15 protein-coding genes are annotated in these 17,976 nt (G+C 73.6%); 13 read left to right on the forward strand and 2 right to left on the reverse strand.

Translation table 11 applies throughout. The features are described 5' to 3' along the window. Positions 1-21: 21 nt before the first annotated feature. From recG to mutM, 8 genes are all read left to right on the forward strand, one after another. Positions 22-2,202, forward strand: a complete 2,181-nt coding sequence (recG, locus tag ABT092_RS25435) for an ATP-dependent DNA helicase RecG (protein WP_502968503.1) — start codon at positions 22-24, stop codon at positions 2,200-2,202. A gap of 110 nt (positions 2,203-2,312) precedes the next feature. Further along, positions 2,313-2,912, forward strand: a complete 600-nt coding sequence (gene rsmD, locus ABT092_RS25440) for a 16S rRNA (guanine(966)-N(2))-methyltransferase RsmD (protein ID WP_351247719.1) — start codon at positions 2,313-2,315, stop codon at positions 2,910-2,912. Between the two features lie 26 nt (positions 2,913-2,938). Further along, the gene (gene coaD, locus ABT092_RS25445; protein ID WP_351247721.1) at positions 2,939-3,421 is read left to right on the forward strand and encodes a pantetheine-phosphate adenylyltransferase; all 483 of its coding nucleotides are present in this window, start codon (positions 2,939-2,941) and stop codon (positions 3,419-3,421) included. 129 nt (positions 3,422-3,550) lie between these two features. Then, positions 3,551-4,666 carry a cell division initiation protein gene (locus tag ABT092_RS25450; RefSeq protein ID WP_351247723.1) on the forward strand — a complete coding sequence of 372 codons (1,116 nt, stop codon included), beginning with the start codon at positions 3,551-3,553 and terminating at the stop codon, positions 4,664-4,666. Between the two features lie 175 nt (positions 4,667-4,841). Next, a complete protein-coding gene (locus tag ABT092_RS25455; protein WP_351247725.1) occupies positions 4,842-5,492 on the forward strand; it encodes a YceD family protein in 651 nt (216 codons plus the stop codon). A 2-nt stretch (positions 5,493-5,494) separates the two neighbouring features. Next, positions 5,495-5,668, forward strand: coding sequence for a 50S ribosomal protein L32 (gene rpmF / locus ABT092_RS25460; protein ID WP_006139588.1), 174 nt, complete (start codon positions 5,495-5,497; stop codon positions 5,666-5,668). Between the two features lie 19 nt (positions 5,669-5,687). Further along, positions 5,688-6,497, forward strand: a complete 810-nt coding sequence (gene rnc, locus ABT092_RS25465; RefSeq protein ID WP_351247727.1) for a ribonuclease III — start codon at positions 5,688-5,690, stop codon at positions 6,495-6,497. A gap of 82 nt (positions 6,498-6,579) precedes the next feature. Beyond that, positions 6,580-7,455, forward strand: coding sequence for a bifunctional DNA-formamidopyrimidine glycosylase/DNA-(apurinic or apyrimidinic site) lyase (mutM, locus tag ABT092_RS25470; protein WP_351247729.1), 876 nt, complete (start codon positions 6,580-6,582; stop codon positions 7,453-7,455). Between the two features lie 4 nt (positions 7,456-7,459). Here the strand turns inward: mutM and ABT092_RS25475 are convergent, their stop codons facing one another. Beyond that, a complete protein-coding gene (locus tag ABT092_RS25475; RefSeq protein ID WP_351247731.1) occupies positions 7,460-8,776 on the reverse strand; it encodes a CAP domain-containing protein in 1,317 nt (438 codons plus the stop codon). A 136-nt stretch (positions 8,777-8,912) separates the two neighbouring features. Here ABT092_RS25475 and ABT092_RS25480 point away from each other — a divergent pair, with 136 nt between their 5' ends. The 4 genes from ABT092_RS25480 to ABT092_RS25495 all read left to right on the forward strand — a co-directional run bounded on the left by ABT092_RS25480 (position 8,913) and on the right by ABT092_RS25495 (position 15,259). After that, positions 8,913-9,194, forward strand: coding sequence for an acylphosphatase (locus ABT092_RS25480; protein WP_351247733.1), 282 nt, complete (start codon positions 8,913-8,915; stop codon positions 9,192-9,194). Between the two features lie 380 nt (positions 9,195-9,574). Further along, positions 9,575-9,784 carry a hypothetical protein gene (locus ABT092_RS25485; protein ID WP_351247735.1) on the forward strand — a complete coding sequence of 70 codons (210 nt, stop codon included), beginning with the start codon at positions 9,575-9,577 and terminating at the stop codon, positions 9,782-9,784. A 291-nt stretch (positions 9,785-10,075) separates the two neighbouring features. Further along, complete coding sequence (gene smc / locus ABT092_RS25490) at positions 10,076-13,651, forward strand: chromosome segregation protein SMC (RefSeq protein WP_351247737.1); 3,576 nt, start codon at positions 10,076-10,078, stop codon at positions 13,649-13,651. A gap of 195 nt (positions 13,652-13,846) precedes the next feature. Further along, positions 13,847-15,259, forward strand: a complete 1,413-nt coding sequence (locus ABT092_RS25495; protein WP_351247739.1) for a sugar porter family MFS transporter — start codon at positions 13,847-13,849, stop codon at positions 15,257-15,259. Between the two features lie 33 nt (positions 15,260-15,292). Here ABT092_RS25495 and ABT092_RS25500 read toward each other — a convergent pair whose 3' ends face one another. Then, positions 15,293-16,528 carry a GNAT family N-acetyltransferase gene (locus ABT092_RS25500; protein ID WP_351247741.1) on the reverse strand — a complete coding sequence of 412 codons (1,236 nt, stop codon included), beginning with the start codon at positions 16,526-16,528 and terminating at the stop codon, positions 15,293-15,295. 129 nt (positions 16,529-16,657) lie between these two features. On the opposite strand from ABT092_RS25500, the gene ftsY reads away from it, so the two are divergent. Beyond that, positions 16,658-17,866 (forward strand): signal recognition particle-docking protein FtsY, encoded by a 1,209-nt coding sequence (gene ftsY / locus ABT092_RS25505; protein ID WP_351247743.1) that lies wholly within the window; start codon positions 16,658-16,660, stop codon positions 17,864-17,866. Positions 17,867-17,976 lie beyond the last annotated feature (110 nt).

Here is a 17,976-nt window from a genome sequence, read left to right on the forward strand (position 1 = left end):
GGTCCCGCCACCGCGAAGGTGATGGCCGAGGCCCTCGACCTGCACACCGTCGGCGACCTCCTGCACCACTACCCCCGCCGGTACGCGGAGCGCGGTGAGCTGACCCGGCTCGCCGACCTCCCCCTGGACGAACACGTCACGGTGGTCGCCCAGGTGGAGACCGCACGCGTGCTCAGGTTCAACGGCGGCAGCGGCCAACGCCTGGAGGTGGTCATCACCGACGGCAGCGGGCGGCTGCAACTGGTCTTCTTCGGCCGGGGCGTCCACAAGCCCCACAAGGACCTGCTGCCCGGCACCCGGGCGATGTTCGCCGGGAAGGCCTCCCTGTTCAACCGCAAACTCCAACTCGCCCACCCCGCCTACCAGCTGCTCGGCGGCGAGGACGGGGCGAGCGGCGGGGGCGACGCCGTGGAGTCCTGGGCGGGGGCGCTCATCCCGATCTACCCGGCCACCGCCAAGATGGAGTCCTGGAAGATCGCCAAGGCGGTCGACGCGGTGCTCCCCAGCGCCCCCGGTGCCGTCGACCCGCTACCGCCCGCCCTGCGCGAGGGCCGCGGCCTGGTCCCGCTCCCCGAGGCCCTGGAGAAGATCCACCGCCCGCGCACCAAGGCCGAGGTCCACGACGCCCGGGCCCGACTGAAGTGGGACGAGGCGTTCGTCCTCCAGGTCGCCCTGGCCCGCCGTCGCCACAGCGACGCCCAACTGCCCGCGACGCCCCGCCGGCCGGGCCCGGACGGCATCCTCGCCGCCTTCGACGCCCGCCTGCCCTTCACCCTCACCGAGGGGCAGCGCAAGGTCAGCGCGGAGGTCTTCGAGGACCTCGCCACCGAGCACCCCATGCACCGGCTGCTCCAGGGCGAGGTGGGTTCCGGGAAGACCCTGGTGGCGCTGCGGGCGATGCTCGCCGTGGTGGACGCCGGGGGACAGACCGCGATGCTCGCCCCCACCGAGGTCCTCGCCCAGCAGCACCACCGGTCCATCACCGAGATGATGGGCGAGTTGGCCGAGGGCGGCATGCTCGGCGGCGCCGAGCACGGCACCAAGGTCGTCCTGCTCACCGGCTCGATGGGCACGGCGGCCCGTCGCCAGGCGCTGTTGGACCTGGTCAGCGGGGACGCCGGCATCGTCATCGGCACCCATGCGCTGATCGAGGACAAGGTCCGGTTCCACGACCTCGGCCTGGTCGTGGTGGACGAGCAGCACCGCTTCGGCGTCGAGCAGCGTGACGCCCTGCGCGGCAAGGGCCCCGCCCTCGGGGACGGCGGGGAACGGCGCACCCCGCACCTGCTGGTGATGACCGCGACCCCGATCCCGCGGACCGTGGCGATGACCGTCTTCGGCGATCTGGAGACCTCCGTCCTGGACCAACTGCCCGCCGGCCGCTCACCGATCGCCAGCCACGTCGTGCCCGCCGCCGACAAGCCGCACTTCCTCGCCCGCACCTGGGAACGGGTGCGCGAGGAGGTCGCCAAGGGCCACCAGGCGTACGTGGTGTGCCCCCGCATCGGCGAGCTCCCGGAGGAGTCCGCGACGGCGGCGGGCCGGACCGCAGCCAAGGAGGACGCCGGGGCGGAGGCCGCCGAGAAGCGCCCGCCGCTCGCGGTGCTGGACGTCGCTGAGGAACTCGCCCGGGGCCCGCTGCACGGGCTCGCCGTCGAGGTGCTGCACGGCCGGATGGCGCCCGAGGACAAGGACGCGGTGATGCAGGGCTTCGCCGCCGGCCGGACGGACGTCCTGGTCGCCACCACGGTCATCGAGGTCGGCGTCAACGTCCCCAACGCCACCGTCATGGTGATCATGGACGCGGACCGGTTCGGGGTCTCCCAGTTGCACCAGCTCCGCGGCCGGGTCGGCCGGGGCACGGCCCCCGGGCTCTGCCTCCTGGTCACCGAGATGCCCGGGGCGAGCGCCGCCCGCGCCCGGCTGGACGCGGTCGCGGCCACCCTGGACGGCTTCGCCCTCTCCCGCATCGACCTGGAACAACGCCGGGAGGGCGACGTCCTCGGCCAGGCCCAGTCCGGGGTGCGCTCCTCGCTGAGGGTGCTCGCCGTCCTGGAGGACGAGGAGATCATCGCCGAGGCCCGGCAGGAGGCCGCCGCGGTGGTCGCGGCCGATCCGGAACTCCGCGCGGAGCCGGGGCTGCGGACCGCGCTGGACGCCCTGGTGGACGAGGAGCGCGAACGCTACCTGGAGAAGGGCTGACCGCCCGGTCCGGCCCACCACCGGCGCTCCCCCCGCCCGGGCTGCGCCTATCGTGGTGACGTGCGCCTGCGCACCGTGACCGACCCGCACCGCGAAGGACCCGACCGCACATGACCCGCGTGATCGCCGGCGTCGCCGGGGGACGGCGGCTCGCCGTCCCGCCCGGCCGAGGCACCCGTCCCACCTCCGACCGGGCGAGGGAAGCGCTCTTCTCCACCTGGGAGTCCCTGTTGGGCACCCTGCACGGCATCCGGGTGGCCGACCTGTACGCGGGCTCCGGTGCGGTCGGCCTGGAGGCGCTGTCCCGGGGCGCCGCCCACGCCCTGCTGGTCGAGGCCGACGCGCGGGCGGCCCGGGTGGTCCGGGAGAACGTCCGCAGCCTCGGCCTTCCCGGCGCCGAGGTGCGCGCGGCCCGGGCGGAACAGGTGGTCGCCGGCCCGCCGCCCGGCGGGCCGTACGACGCGGTCTTCCTGGACCCGCCCTACGCGGTCACCGACGTCGATCTTGGCGAGATCCTGCTCACACTCCTGGCCGGAGGCTGGTTCGCGGAGGACGCGCTCGTCACCGTGGAACGCAGCACCAGGGGCGGCACGTTCCCCTGGCCCGACGGCTTCGAACCCGTTCGGTCCCGTCGCTACGGCGAGGGAACGTTTTGGTACGGTCGCGCCGCCACCAGCGACACCGCCCCCACGTGCGAGCACGCACGATGACCGGACCGGAGAGGCAGGAACCACCGTTGCGCCGCGCCGTCTGTCCGGGGTCCTTCGACCCCATCACCAATGGCCACGTCGACATCATCGGCAGGGCCTCCAAGCTCTACGACGAGGTCTACGTCGCAGTGATGATCAACAAGTCGAAGAAGGGGCTCTTCGAGATCGACGAGCGGATCGCCCTGATCCAGGAGGTCACCGCCCCCTACCCCAACGTGCGGGTGGAGGCGTTCCACGGACTGCTCGTGGACTTCTGCAAGCAGCGCCAGATCCCCGCCATCGTCAAGGGCCTGCGGGCCGTCAGCGACTTCGACTACGAACTCCAGATGGCCCAGATGAACATCGGCCTGTCGGGGATCGAGACCCTGTTCGTGCCCACCAACCCCACGTACAGCTTTCTCTCCTCCTCCCTGGTCAAGGAGGTCGCGGCCTGGGGCGGCGACGTCTCCCACCTGGTGCCCGAGCCGGTGCTGACGGCCCTCACCCAGCGCCTGCGCGAACGCGGCTGAGCCGACTCCGCCGGGGCGGCGCCCCCGCGGCCCCGCCGTCCGGTGCCCGCGGGGCGTTCCGTACCCGTACAGTCGGCTTGTCCGTCTGGAACCAGGCACCAACGAGGCACGGAGAGTGGCGAGCACACGGTGGACGTGCAGAAGAAGCTGGACGAGATCGTCGCGGCCGTGGGCAACGCCCGCTCCATGCCCATGTCGGCCTCGTGCGTGGTCAACCGGGCCGAGCTGCTCGCCCTCCTCGACGAGGTGCGCGCCGCCCTGCCCGGCTCCCTCGCCCAGGCGCGGGAGCTGCTCGGCGACCGGGAGGGCATGGTCGCCGAGGCCCGCGCCGAGGCGGAGCGCATCATCGGCGCCGCCCACCAGGAGCGCGGCACCCTGATCGCCGACACCGAGGTCGCCCGTCGCTCCCGCGCGGAGGCGGACGGCATCCTCGACGAGGCCCGGCGGGAGGCCGAGGAGGTCCGGGCGGAGGCCGACGACTACGTCGACTCCAAGCTCGCCAACTTCGAGGTCGTCCTCACCAAGACGCTCGGCTCGGTCGGGCGCGGCCGGGACAAGCTGTTGGGCGCCGGCCCCGGCCTCGACGGCCACGAGGACCCCGACTACGCGGAGGCCCCCGAGCGCAGCCACGACCCGGAGGTCCTGCGCCAGCGGGCCGACGCGTACGTGGACGCCAAGCTCCGGGCCTTCGAGGCGGTGCTCGCCAAGACCCTGGAGGCGGTGGGGCGGGGGCGCCAGAAGCTGCACGGCCGGGTCGCCGCCGACGAACTGGGCCTGCTCGCCGACGGGGCCGCCGGCCCCCGCCCGACCAGCGACGCCGACTACCTCGCCGACCTCGCTGCCCTCGCCGACCCGGCTCCGGGTCGGCGAGGGGTGCCCGCTCCGCCGCAACCCCCGCCGCCCCCGTCGCCCGCGGCCGTCGCCGCCGCGTCCGCCCAGCCGCCCGTCGCGGAGCCCTACGGACAGCAGCAGGACCCCTACGGCTACGCCCAGGACGCCTACGGGTACCCGCAGGGCTACGAGCAGCCGCAGGGCTACGGCTACCCGGAGCCGTACGACTACGGACCGCAGGGTTACCCGGCCGCCGCCCCGGAGGGGTACCCCGCACCGGCGGACGGCCACGAGGCGTACGGGACCCCGCAGCAGCCCCCGGCCCCCCGGCCGACCGCGCTCGACGAGACCAGCCTGTTCGACACCGCCATGATCACGCCCGAGCAGCTCCGCCGGTACGAACAGGGCCGCTGACCGCCCGGGGTTCCCCGCCCCGAGGCCCTCCGGGGCGGGGGCGGGGGGAGGCGCGGTTGGGACCAGGGGGAAAGGTCCAGTATCCTGGCTCTTCGGTCGCGTGCGTCGAGTGCGCGGTCACCCCCTTCACAGCTCGCCGGGCCCTTCCGCGTGGGCGCCGACGACGAAAGCAGGGATGGCCCTGAACGCCCGCTTGGACCACCGCGACCCCCTCGTGTTCGACACGCACGAGCTGGGTCGGCGTCCTGGTGCGTTGCTGCGGCTGACCCGCACGGTCGACGCGCCCGCCAAGGACGCCGCACTCGGGCTGCCCGGAGTCATCGGAGTGCCCGCCGGCGCCCCGGTGGAACTGGAGCTCCGTCTCGAATCGGTCATGGAAGGGGTGCTCGTCACAGGCACCGCCCGTGCCGCGGCCGAGGGGGAGTGCGTAAGGTGTCTGGAGCCGCTGGAGCTGGAGCTCGAAGCGGACTTCCAGGAGATGTTCTCGTACCCCGAGACCGACGAGCGGGGCCGTGTCACGGCCCCGGACGCCGGCGACGAGGACGACGAGGACAGGCTCTCCATCGAGGACGGCCTGATCGGCCTCGAACCCGTGCTGCGGGATGCGGTGGTGCTCGCACTGCCCATGCAGCCGGTGTGCCAGGACGACTGCCCGGGCCTGTGCTCCGAATGCGGAGTGCGGCTCGCGGACGACCCGGACCACCACCACGCCGCCGTCGACATCCGTTGGGCGGCATTGCAAGGACTCGCTGACTCCATCCAGGACGGCGAGAAGGACGACATGAGCGGCGCCGATGCGGGCGTCGACGAGAAGCAGGAGAAGTAGCCGTGGCTGTTCCGAAGCGGAAGATGTCGCGCAGCAACACGCGCCACCGCCGGTCGCAGTGGAAGGCTGCGGTCCCCACCCTGGTTGCGTGCGAGCGCTGCCACGAGCCCAAGCTGCAGCACATCGCGTGCCCGGCTTGCGGCACCTACAACAAGCGCCAGGTCCTCGAGGTCTGAGCGGCTGGTGAGGGGCACGATGCCAGACGCCAAGAAGAGCGACCCCCGTCACACCGGGGGTGGCCCGGCGGCCTCGTCCCACACGCTTCTGGAAGGGCGGCTCGGCTATCAGCTGGAGTCCGCCCTTCTCGTGCGTGCGCTGACCCACCGCTCGTACGCGTACGAGAACGGTGGTCTGCCGACCAACGAGCGGCTGGAGTTCCTCGGGGACTCCGTGCTCGGACTGGTCGTCACCGACACCCTGTACCGCAGCCACCCCGATCTGCCCGAAGGGCAGCTCGCGAAGCTACGGGCCGCGGTGGTCAACTCGCGCGCGCTCGCGGAGGTGGGACGCGGGCTGGACCTCGGAGCGTTCATCCGACTGGGCCGGGGCGAGGAGGGCACCGGAGGCCGGGACAAGGCGTCGATCCTCGCGGACACCCTCGAAGCGGTGATCGGCGCGGTCTACCTTGACCAGGGCCTGGACGCGGCGGCCGAGCTGGTGCACCGGCTCTTCGACCCGCTGATCGAGAAGTCCTCCAACCTCGGTGCGGGACTGGACTGGAAGACCAGCCTCCAGGAACTCACCGCGACCGAGGGCCTCGGGGTCCCGGAGTACCTGGTCACCGAGACCGGACCGGACCACGAGAAGACCTTCACCGCAGCGGCCCGCGTCGGAGGCGTCTCGTACGGCACCGGCACCGGCCGCAGCAAGAAGGAAGCGGAGCAACAGGCCGCCGAGTCGGCCTGGCGGTCGATCCGCGCCGACGCGGACCGCCGCGCGGCCGAGGCCGCCGAAGCCGAAGCCGTGGTCGAGGAGAACGCCGACACCCCCTCGACCACCGGCTGAACCACCGCTTGTGGTGAGCGCCCGCCCCCTCGGGGCGGGCGCTCACGCCGTCCGCACCCCACCGTCGACCGAGGACGCGCCCATGCCCGAACTGCCGGAAGTCGAAGTGGTGCGGCGGGGACTGGCCCGCTGGGTCGCCGAACGGACCGTCGCCGAGGTCGAGGTGCGCCATCCGCGCGCCGTGCGCCGGCACCTCGCCGGGGCCGAGGACTTCGCGCGCCGCCTGGTCGGCGAACGCATCGGCGTCCCGCAGCGCCGGGGCAAGTACCTGTGGCTCCCGCTGCACGGTCCGGAGCCCACCGACCCCGACACCGCCGTCCTGGCCCACCTGGGCATGAGCGGCCAACTCCTGGTCCAACCGCACGCCGCCCCCGACGAGAAGCACCTCCGGCTGCGGGTCCGCTTCGCCGACCCCACCGACACCGAGCTGCGCTTCGTCGACCAGCGCACCTTCGGCGGGCTCAGCCTGCACGACACCACCGTGGACGGCCTGCCGGACGTGATCGCGCACATCGCCCGCGACCCGCTCGACCCGCTCTTCGACGACGCCGCCTTCCGGACGGCACTGCGCCGCCGGCGCACCACCGTCAAGCGGGCCCTGCTGGACCAGTCCCTGATCAGCGGCGTCGGCAACATCTACGCCGACGAGGCGCTGTGGCGGACCAAGCTGCACTACGACCGCCCCACCGCCACCCTCACCGCGCCCCGCACCACCGAACTGCTCGGTCACGTCCGGGACGTCATGAACGCGGCCCTCGCCGTCGGCGGCACCAGCTTCGACAGCCTCTACGTCAACGTGAACGGGGAGTCCGGCTACTTCGACCGCTCCCTGGACGCCTACGGGCGGGAGGGACTGCCCTGCCGCCGCTGCGGCACCCCCGTCGCCCGCCGGGCCTGGATGAACCGCTCCAGCTACTACTGCCCCCGCTGCCAGCGACCGCCCCGCACCGCGGGGTGACGGCCTAGTAACCGAAGTTCTGCGTCCACCAGGGGCCGCCGGAGGCGAAGTGGGCGCCGACGCCGAGGGTCTTGAAGTCGCAGTTCAGGATGTTGGCCCGGTGGCCCGGGCTGTTCATCCAGGCGTCCATCACCGCTGCCGCGTCCGCCTGGCCGCGGGCGATGTTCTCCCCGCCGAGACCGTCGATGCCGGCCGCCGCCGCCCGGTCCCAGGGGCTGTCCCCGTCCGGGTCGGTGTGGTCGAAGAAGCCCCGCGCGGCCATGTCCCGGCTGAAGCCCTCCGCGAGCCGCGCCAACTCGTCATCGGCGCCGAGCGGTTGGCAACCGACCTTCGCCCGTTCCTGGTTGACCAGGGCCAGCACCTGGGCCTCCGCGGTGCCGCCGGTCGGCACCTCCGCGGCCGGCGGGGGCGCCACCGGGGTCGACGGGGCGGGCTTCGGCGCCGGAGCGGAGGGCTTAGGGGGCGTCGCCGGGGCGGTCGTCGGACGCTCGGCGGGGGTGGTCCGCTGCGGCGCGGGTTCCTTCGCGGTGGGGGCGGCGGGCTCCGTCGGCGCCGGCGAGGGCTTCGCGGCCTCCCGGTGCTCCCGGTCGGCCCCGCCCTGCTTGCCCGGGTCCGTGGTCGGCTTCATCGGGGCCGAGGGCGGGGCGGGCACCGCCTCGGACGGCGTCGGGGAGGCGCTGGTGCCGCCGTTGCTGGCGACCCCGTTCGGCGTCTCGCCGGTGCGCACCCGGTCGGCCGCGTCGTTGACCTTGGTGGCGTCGCCGTTCGGCAGCACCCCGGCGGCCACGGCCACCGCGCCCAGCGCCACCGCCGCGGACACCCCGAGCAGTCCGGTGCGGACCGGGGCGGAGACCCGGCCCCGGGGCTTGCGGCGGGCGGCGGAGCGACCCTCGGGGCCCGGCACCAGCGGCAGGGCCGCGGTCACCGGTTCCACCGGCTCGGGCTCCGGACGGGCGGCTTCGGCCCAGAAGACGTCGGGGGCGCTCAGATCGGGGAAGCCGTCCGCCGCGCTGCCGCTCCCGCTGCCCGCGTAGCCGGCCAGGCCCCGTCCGTAGGCGGAGGAACCGCCGTAGACGGCGTCGTACCGGTGGTGGTCGGTGCCGCCGTAGCCGGCCGGGTCGGGGTGGTCCCCCCGTGCGGTCGCGGGTCCGCCGTCATCCGGCTGCGGCACGTAGGGGCGGGCCACGCCGGCGGGGTCGTCGGGGGAGGGGTGCGCGGCGGGATCGGGCGTGCCCCGGCCGAACCACGGGTCGGGCGCGCCCTGCGGGGAGCCGTCACCGCCGGGGGTGGGTCCGGCGGTGGATCGTCGGTGGCGTCCCATGTCCTGTCCCGGCCTTTCTGTTCCGTGCGGTCAATGCGACTCCCCCATTCGGGTGAGGCTCATTGCGTCGGGACGGTACCCCATGGCAGATGTGGACGAAGTGTCCATAGGGCATTTCGAGGGCTACCGTGCAGCCATGACGGAAGACGTGCGGCTCACCGCATGGGTACGCGGCCGGGTACAGGGAGTGGGTTTCCGCTGGTACACGAGGGCCAGGGCATTGGAGATCGGGGGGCTGAGTGGTTTTGCTCTCAATTTGGAGGACGGCCGGGTGCAGGTCGTCGCCGAGGGCGCCCGGGGCGACTGCACGGCACTCCTGGAATGGCTCAGGACGGGCGACACGCCGGGCCGGGTGGACGGGGTGACGGAGATATGGGGCACACCGCGGGCCGGGTACGACGGCTTCGCGATCCGCTGAGGGGTTGCTCCGCCCGGGGAACGGGACGTCCCCGCACCGAGGGCTCGGAGGGCGGGGCGGCGGGGAGAAGTGCCAGGTGGTTGCCGAGGAGGGCCGGCCGTGACAGGCTCGCGGCGACGATGATCGACACGCCCCCGGGGCCCCGCAGGTCGGTGCTCGGCCGCTTCTGCTGCGGCCGTCGGCCCCCGGGCCGCCCACCGGCACGGGGCGTGATCGTGTTGACCGTCAAACTTTTTGGTGAGACTCTGGAAGCCCCGCGCACCTTAGCTGTTTGGCATGGAAGAACGGCAACGAGAACTCAAGAGTGCCAAGCACCGCGGGTGCGAATCCTTCGACCCACACCGCTTCGGTCGGTCACTCATTGTGGAGGACCATCCATCATGGCAAAGGCGCTTCTCGGTTACGTCGGCGGCTCCGACCCGCGACTCCTCGCCGAGATGCGACGGCTCCAGCAGCGCGTCCAGGACCTCGAATCCGAGCTCCTACGGATTCAGGCCGAGAACGACGCGTTGGCGGCTGCCGCTTCTCACGACAGCGACTCGCTCCTCAAGAGCATCGACGTACCCCAGGCGGAGCCTGCGCTCACCTGACCACCCTGCTGAGCCCCGCTGACACGTGGTCGGGCCGCCCCACTCGTCAAGACCGTGATCGCTCGCCCGATCTGCAAGGGACGCTTCGGCGTCCCTTCTGTCATGTGGCCCCGGCCGGCCCCCCTCCTTCACCGTTACCGTCTGATGTGCCCTGCGGGTTCCCCGGTGAAACCGCGCCATCGGATCGCGTCCCGGACGCGCACGCCCTGCGTCCGTGCGGTGGCGACGCCCCCGCGCCCCGACGTTCCACCTCACGGGGCGCCCTCAGGGGGAGGGGTAGAGTCCGGGGGCGTGCACCTCAAGGCCCTCACCCTGCGCGGTTTCAAGTCCTTCGCCTCCGCCACCACCCTGCGCTTCGAACCGGGCATCACCTGTGTCGTCGGACCGAACGGTTCCGGCAAGTCCAACGTCGTGGACGCCTTGAGCTGGGTCATGGGCGAGCAGGGTGCCAAGTCCCTGCGCGGCGGCAAGATGGAGGACGTCATCTTCGCCGGGACCACCGGCCGCCCTCCGCTGGGGCGTGCCGAAGTCTCCCTCACGATCGACAACTCCGACGGCGCCCTGCCGATCGCCTACGCCGAAGTGACGATTACCCGGACCATGTTCCGCAACGGCGGTAGCGAATACCAGATCAACGGGGACACCTGTCGACTCCTCGACATCCAGGAATTGCTCTCCGACTCCGGAATCGGTCGCGAAATGCACGTGATCGTCGGCCAGGGACAACTCGACTCCGTGCTGCACGCCGACCCCTCCGGTCGGCGGGCCTTCATCGAGGAGGCCGCCGGTGTCCTCAAGCACCGCAAGCGCAAGGAGAAGGCGCTGCGGAAGCTCGACGCCATGCAGGCCAACCTGGCCCGGGTCCAGGACCTCACCGACGAACTGCGCCGCCAACTCAAGCCCCTGGGCCGGCAGGCCGCCGTGGCCCGCCGCGCCGCCGTCATCCAGGCGGACCTGCGGGACGCCCGCCTCCGGTTGCTCTCCGACGACCTGGTGACCCTGCGCCGGGCGCTCGCCACCGAGATCGCCGACGAGGCCGAGCTGAAGCGCCGCAAGGAGGCCGCCGAGGAACAACTCGGGGCCGCGTCGAAGCGGGAGGGGGAGTGGGAGGACCGGGTCCGACGACTGACCCCCCGCCTGCAACGCGCCGCGCAGACCCACGTGGACCTCTCCCGACTCCTCGAACGGGTCCGCGGCACGGTCTCCCTCGCCGACGCCCGGGTCACCAGCGCCCGGGCGGCACCGCCCGAGGAGCGCCGTGGTCGGGACCCCGAGGACCTGGAGCGCGAGGCCGCCCGCGTCCGCGAGCAGGAGGCGGAACTGACCGCCGCCCTCGAAGCCGCCGCCCGAGCGCTGGAGGACACCGTCGCCCACCGTGCGGAACTCGAAGGCGCCCTGCTGGCCGAGGAACGCCGCCTCAAGGACGTGGCCCGCGCCATCGCCGACCGCAGGGACGGGCTCGCCCGGTTGAACGCCCGGGTCGGCGCCGCCCGCAGCCGCGCCGCCGCCACCGCGGCCGAGATCGACCGGCTCGCCGCGGCCCACGAAGCCGCGCAGGAACGTGCCGCCAGCGCCCGGGACGAACACCAGCGGCTGCACGCCGAGGTCGAGGGCCACCACGCCGGGGAGGAGGAAGTCGCCGCCCGCCACGCCGCGGCCCGCGCGGACCTCGCCGCGGCCGAGACCGCGCTCGCCGCGGCCCGGGAGGCGGCCACCGACGCCGACCGCCGGCGCGCCGCGGTCGCCGCCCGCCACGACGCCCTCGCCCTCGGACTGCGCCGCAAGGACGGCACCGCCGCCCTGCTCGCCGCGCAGGACGCCCCGCCCGGGCTGCTCGGTCCCGCCGCGGAACTCCTCACGGTCACCCCCGGGCACGAGGTCGCGGTGGCGGCGGCGTTCGGCGCGGCCGCCGACGCCCTCGCCGTGACCTCCCCGGCCCGGGCCGTCGAGGCCCTGCGCCACCTGCGCAAACAGGAGGCCGGCCGGGCCGCCCTGCTGCTGGCCGACGCCCCCGAACCGGCGGCCTGGGCCCCCCGTCCCGCACTGCCCGGCAACCCCCCGTACGCGGCCGACCTGGTGCACGGCCCGGCCGAACTGCTGCCCGCGGTGCGGCGCCTGCTCGCCGGGTACGTCGTCGTGCCGGCCCTGGACGACGCCGAGGACCTGGTCCGCGCCCACCCCGAACTCGTGGCCGTCACCGCCGAGGGCGACCTCCTGGGAGCCCATCTCGCGCACGGCGGCTCCGCTGGGGCGCCCAGCCTGATCGAGGTGCAGGCGTCCGTGGCCGAGGCCGCGGCCGAACTCACCGCGCTCGACGCCCGCTGCGCGGCGCTGGCCGAGGCCCACGGCGCCGCCCGAGACCACCGCGCGGCCTGCGCCGCTCGGGTCGAGGACCTCGCCGAGCAGCGGCGCGCCGCGGACCGTGCCGCCTCCTCCGTCGCCCAGCAACTCGGTCGGCTCGCCGGCCGGGCGCGCGGGGCCGCCGAGGAGGCCGACCGCGCCCGGGCCGCCGCCGACCGGGCCCGCGAGGCGTCCGAGGAAGCCAGGTCCGAGGCAGAGGAGGTGGCCGAACGCCTCGCCGTCGCCGAGGAGGACGCCGCCGTGGCCGAGGAGGGCGAGGAGCCCGACACCCAGACCCGCGACCGGCTCGCCGCCGACGGGGCGAACGCCCGTCAGACGGAGATGGAGGCCCGCCTCGCGGTCCGCACCCACGAGGAGCGGGTCAAGGGCCTGGCCGGGCGGGCCGAGGGGCTCGACCGGGCGGCCCGCGCCGAACGCGAGGCCCGGGCCCGGGCCGAGCACCGTGCCGCCCGGCTGCGCCACGAGGCGACCGTGGCCGCCGCGGTCGCCGCGGGCGCCCGGCAACTCCTCGCCCACGTCGAGGTGTCCCTGGCCCGGGCGGAGGAGGAGCGGGGCGCCGCCGAGCGGGCCCGGGCCGCCGGGGAACGGGAACTGGCCGCCGCCCGCGACACCGGACGCACCCTGAAGGGCGAGCTGGACCGGCTGACCGACTCGGTGCACCGGGGCGAGGTGCTGGGCGCCGAGAAGCGACTACGCATCGAACAGCTGGAGACCCGGGCGCTGGAGGAACTGGGCGTGGAGCCCGCCGTGCTGGTCGACGAGTACGGCCCCGACCGTCCGGTGCCGCCGTCCCCGCCCGCCGAGGGCGAGGAACCGCCCGAGGACCCCGACCACCCGCGCAACCGCCCGCGCCCGTTCGTCCGGGCCGAGCAGGAGAAGCGGCTCGCCGCCGCCGAGCGCGCCCACCAGCAGCTCGGGAAGGTGAACCCGCTGGCCCTGGAGGAGTTCGCGGCGCTGGAGGAGCGCCACCAGTTCCTCAGCGAACAGCTCGCCGACCTGAAGAAGACCCGCACCGACCTGCTCCAGGTGGTCAAGGACGTCGACGCCCGCGTGGAGCGGGTCTTCACGGAGGCGTACCGGGACACCGCGCGGGAGTTCGAAGGGGTGTTCGCGCGGCTGTTCCCCGGCGGCGAGGGCCGCTTGGTCCTCACCGACCCGGACTCCATGCTGACCACCGGGGTGGACGTGGAGGCCCGCCCGCCGGGCAAGAAGGTCAAGCGGCTCTCCCTGCTCTCCGGCGGCGAACGGTCGCTGACCGCCGTCGCCCTGCTGGTGTCGATCTTCAAGGCCCGGCCCAGCCCGTTCTACGTGATGGACGAGGTCGAGGCCGCCCTCGACGACACCAACCTCCAGCGCCTCATCGGCATCATGCGTGAACTCCAGGAGGCGTCCCAGCTCATCGTCATCACCCACCAGAAGCGGACGATGGAGGTGGCCGACGCGCTCTACGGGGTGTCCATGCAGGGCGACGGCATCTCGAAGGTCATCAGCCAGCGGCTGCGCTGAACCGGAGCGCCGACCGCCGCCGGGCGGGCGGTGTGCACCGGTGACGACCGGGTACGCGACGGACCACGTTCACCCGTTGAGGGGAGGCGGCGGCCCCGTCCCGCGGCAGGTGGGCCGTCCCGGTGGTGGGCGGCCGTCACCTGTGCCCCACTGGAAGGGCCCCGCCCGCCCCGCCTGCCCGAGGAGCAGTGAGACGTGACCCGTGCAGCGAACCCGTCCGACCCCCGCGCGGCCCACCCCGAACACCTCGGGCACGTGGTGTTCATCGCGGCGTCGGCGGCCATGGGCGGCTTCCTGTTCGGCTACGACAGTTCCGTCATCAACGGGGCCGTGGAAGCCATCCGCGACCGCTACGACATCGGCTCGGCGGCGCTCGCCCAGGTCATCGCCATCGCCCTGATCGGCTGTGCGATCGGGGCGGCGACCGCGGGCCGGATCGCGGACCGGATCGGCCGCATCCGCTGCATGCAGATCGCCGCGGTGCTCTTCATGATCAGCGCGATCGGATCGGCGCTGCCGTTCGCCCTGTACGACCTGGCGTTCTGGCGGATCATCGGCGGCTTCGCCATCGGCATGGCCTCGGTCATCGGCCCCGCCTACATCGCCGAGGTCTCCCCGCCCGCCTACCGGGGCCGGCTCGGTTCGTTCCAGCAGGCCGCCATCGTGATCGGCATCGCGACCTCCCAACTCGTCAACTGGGGCATCCTCCAGGCCGCCGACGGCGACCAGCGCGGCGAACTGCTCGGCGTGGAGGCGTGGCAGGTGATGCTGGGGGTCATGGTGGTCCCGGCCGCGCTGTACGGGCTGCTCTCCTTCGTCATCCCGGAGTCCCCGCGCTACCTGATCTCGGTCGGCAAACGCGACCGGGCCCGCACCGTGCTCCAGGAGGTCGAGGGGGAGGAGGGGAACCTCGACGCCCGCATCGTCGAGATCGAGGAGAAGCTCCGCCGCGAGCACAAGCCCACCTTCAAGGACCTGCTCGGCGGGCGGTTCTGGTTCCTGCCGATCGTGTGGGTCGGCATCGGACTCTCCGCGTTCCAGCAGCTGGTGGGCATCAACGTGGCCTTCTACTACTCGTCCACGCTGTGGCAGTCGGTCGGCGTCGACCCCACGGACTCCTTCTTCTACTCCTTCACCACGTCGATCATCAACATCGTGGGCACCGTCGTCGCCATGATCTTCGTGGACCGGATCGGCCGCCGCCCGCTGGCCCTCATCGGCTCGGTCGGCATGGTGATCGGGCTGGCGATGGAGGCGTGGGCCTTCAGCTACGACCTGGTGGACGGAAAGCTGCCGGAGACCCAGGGCTGGGTAGCGCTGATCGCCGCCCACTGGTTCGTCTTCTTCTTCGCGATGTCCTGGGGCGTGGTCGTCTGGGTCTTCCTCGGCGAGATGTTCCCCAACCGCATCCGCGCCGCCGCCCTGGGCGTCGCCGCCTCCGCCCAGTGGATCGCCAACTGGGCCATCACCGCGACCTTCCCCTCGTTGGCCGACTGGAACCTCTCCGCCACCTACGTCATCTACGCCTGCTTCGCCACCCTCTCGATCCCGTTCGTGCTGCGGTTCGTCAAGGAGACCAAGGGCAAGACGCTGGAGGAGATGGGCTGAGGTCCCGCGGCCCGGGCGGCCACGGGACCCCGCTCAGAACTCGTCCGAGGTGTGCGGCAGCAGCGCGGTGCGGGACGCCGCCCCGAACAGGGCCGCCGCGCCCGGCCGGTGCTCCGTGACCAGGCCCGCGCGCAGCAACTCGGCCGGGTCGGCGTCGCCGAGGTAGCAGGCGGCCAGCTCCCGGACGTCCAGCGTCAGGTCCGCCGCGTCCCCGGTGGCGGTCACCCGGGCCCGGTACGCCTCCCCGTCCGGCTTCGCCGTCACCCGGTAGCGGCCGGCGTTGTCGGGCACCCCCGCGTCGGTCACCTCCAGCACCAGGTCCAGGGGCGCCGACCAGGTGCGGCCCTCCAACGCGGCCGGCACGTCGACCAGCCGCAGCCACAGCGCCGGGAACTCGCGGGTGACGTCGACCTGGTCGCGGTCGGCGCTGAAACGGAGCAGCGGGTCGTCCACCGGACGCCCCCAGGCCCGTACCTTGTCCACCAGGTCGATCGACACCAGATAGCGCCACAGGGCCGCCGCGACCTGCGGGGACTCCGCCTCCAGCTCGGCCACGTGGGCGGTGCCGCGCCCCTCGTCGTCGGACTTGGTCCGATACACCACGTACCCCGCCGGCGCCTGGCCCGGCTCGCCCAGGGTCACCACCCGGGGCTCCGACATGTCCTCGTCCTCCTCGAAGGCCTCCGGCAGGACGTGGGTGCGCCACCACCACTCGTCCCGGGAGACCCGGCCCGCCCGCTCCCGGCGGGCCGCCCCGTGCAGGGCGCCGATCGTCTCGGACGCGGTGGCGAACGGCACCAGGCGCAGCGGGCGGTCGTCCGACTCGATCCGCAGGTCCAGCGGATGGGTGGCGTCGATGGTGACCGTGTACGCACGGGTCGCCGGGTGGCAGCCGAAACGACCGTAGATGGTGGCCTCCGACACCCACAGCGCCGCCAGCGGGCGCCGCTGGGCCGCACAGCGGCGCCACAGCTCGTCGATCATGCCGGTGAGGACGCCCCGGCGGCGGTGGGTGGGGGCGACGGAGACGAAGGTCACGCCCGCCGCGGGCAGCTCGCCGCCGGGGACGGACAGGTCGAAGTGGTGGGCGGCCAGCAGCCCGACCAGGTCCTCGCCCTCGTAGGCGCCGATGCGCTCGCAGCGGGCGAGGATCTCGCGGTGGCCGGTACGGGTCTCGTCCTCCGGGGACTTCTCCAGGAAGACCAGGTAGTGAAGGTCCAGGGCGCGGTCGAGGTCGGTCTCGGGGATCGTGCGGTACTCCACGGTCATGGCCGCGACGCTAACCCGGGCCGCGGCGGCGGGTCTTCCGGTTTTCCGCCGCGGCAACGCGCCCACGGCCCGCCGGGATCGCTTCCTACGCCCGCCACCGGGCCCGGGTGGTCGATACTGGAGGGCGTTATGGACATCGTCATTCTTGCTGTAGTCATCGCCGTGGTGGCGCTCGGGACGATCGGCGCCCTGGTGGTCGGCAGCCGCCGCAAGCGGCCGTTGCCCCCGCCGCCGAGCACACCCGACCTCACCGCCCCGCCGGCCGAACCCCGGGTCGGCGAAGAGGCCGAGCCTCCCCGAGAGGAGCCCCGCCGCACCGTCGACGAGGTCCCGTTGCCCGGGCCCTCGACCGCGGTCGAGCCCGCCGCGGAACCCGTGGTCGAGGAGCCCGCGGCACCGTCGATCGAGGTGCCGGAGCCGACCGCGGGTCGGTTGGTGCGGCTGCGCGCCCGGCTCTCCCGATCCCAGAACGCCCTCGGCAAGGGCCTGCTGACCCTGCTCTCCCGGGAGCACCTCGACGAGGACACCTGGGAGGAGATCGAGGACACCCTCCTCACCGCCGACGTGGGCGTCCAGCCCACCCAGGAACTGGTCGAGCGGTTGCGCGAACGGGTCAAGGTGCTGGGCACCCGCACCCCCGAGGAGCTGCGCGCCCTGCTGCGCGAGGAACTGCTGACCCTGCTGGTGCCGGACTTCGACCGGGCCGTCAACACCGAGTCGGGGCTCGACACGCCCGGCATCGTGATGGTCGTGGGCGTGAACGGCACCGGCAAGACCACCACCACCGGCAAGCTCGCCCGGGTGCTCGTCGCGGACGGCAAGAACGTGGTCCTGGGCGCGGCCGACACCTTCCGGGCCGCCGCCGCCGACCAGCTCCAGACCTGGGGCGAGCGGGTGGGCGCCCGGACCGTGCGCGGCCCCGAGGGCGGGGACCCCGCCTCCATCGCGTTCGACGCGGTCAAGGAGGGCATCCGGGACGGCGCCGACGTCGTCCTGATCGACACCGCCGGACGCTTGCACACCAAGACCGGCCTCATGGACGAACTGGGCAAGGTCAAGCGGGTCGTCGAGAAGCACGCCCCGCTGGACGAGGTGCTGCTGGTCCTGGACGCGACCACCGGACAGAACGGCCTGGTGCAGGCCCGGGTCTTCGCCGAGGTGGTGGACATCACCGGGATCGTGCTGACCAAGCTGGACGGCACCGCCAAGGGCGGCATCGTGATCGCCGTCCAGCGGGAACTGGGCGTACCGGTGAAGCTGGTGGGCCTCGGCGAGGGCGCGGACGACCTCGCACCCTTCGAGCCCGAGGCGTTCGTGGATGCGCTTATCGGGGAGTAACGGCGGCCGCGGTGCGGCTGGCCGGCCGGCCCAGCGGGCCCGGCGGCGTCGGGGGCGGACCGTCCGTCCAGGCGAGTTCGGAGAAGAGTTCGAAGGCCGCCGGGTTGTTG

The organism is Streptomyces sp. NPDC002490 (genome assembly GCF_040296045.1).
GTDB lineage: Bacteria > Actinomycetota > Actinomycetes > Streptomycetales > Streptomycetaceae > Streptomyces.

Excerpts from the sequence above, each read along its gene's own strand:
- rnc (WP_351247727.1), top strand. The coding sequence starts at position 5,688 with ATGCCAGACGCCAAGAAGAGCGACCCCCGTCACACCGGGGGTGGCCCG.
- ABT092_RS25475 (WP_351247731.1), bottom strand. The coding sequence starts at position 8,776 with ATGGGACGCCACCGACGATCCACCGCCGGACCCACCCCCGGCGGTGAC.
- ABT092_RS25485 (WP_351247735.1), top strand. The coding sequence starts at position 9,575 with ATGGCAAAGGCGCTTCTCGGTTACGTCGGCGGCTCCGACCCGCGACTC.
- ABT092_RS25480 (WP_351247733.1), top strand. The coding sequence starts at position 8,913 with ATGACGGAAGACGTGCGGCTCACCGCATGGGTACGCGGCCGGGTACAG.
- rsmD (WP_351247719.1), top strand. The coding sequence starts at position 2,313 with ATGACCCGCGTGATCGCCGGCGTCGCCGGGGGACGGCGGCTCGCCGTC.
- ftsY (WP_351247743.1), top strand. The coding sequence starts at position 16,658 with ATGGACATCGTCATTCTTGCTGTAGTCATCGCCGTGGTGGCGCTCGGG.
- recG (WP_502968503.1), top strand. The coding sequence starts at position 22 with ATGGCCGAGGCCCTCGACCTGCACACCGTCGGCGACCTCCTGCACCAC.
- ABT092_RS25455 (WP_351247725.1), top strand. The coding sequence starts at position 4,842 with ATGGCCCTGAACGCCCGCTTGGACCACCGCGACCCCCTCGTGTTCGAC.
- ABT092_RS25500 (WP_351247741.1), bottom strand. The coding sequence starts at position 16,528 with ATGACCGTGGAGTACCGCACGATCCCCGAGACCGACCTCGACCGCGCC.
- mutM (WP_351247729.1), top strand. The coding sequence starts at position 6,580 with ATGCCCGAACTGCCGGAAGTCGAAGTGGTGCGGCGGGGACTGGCCCGC.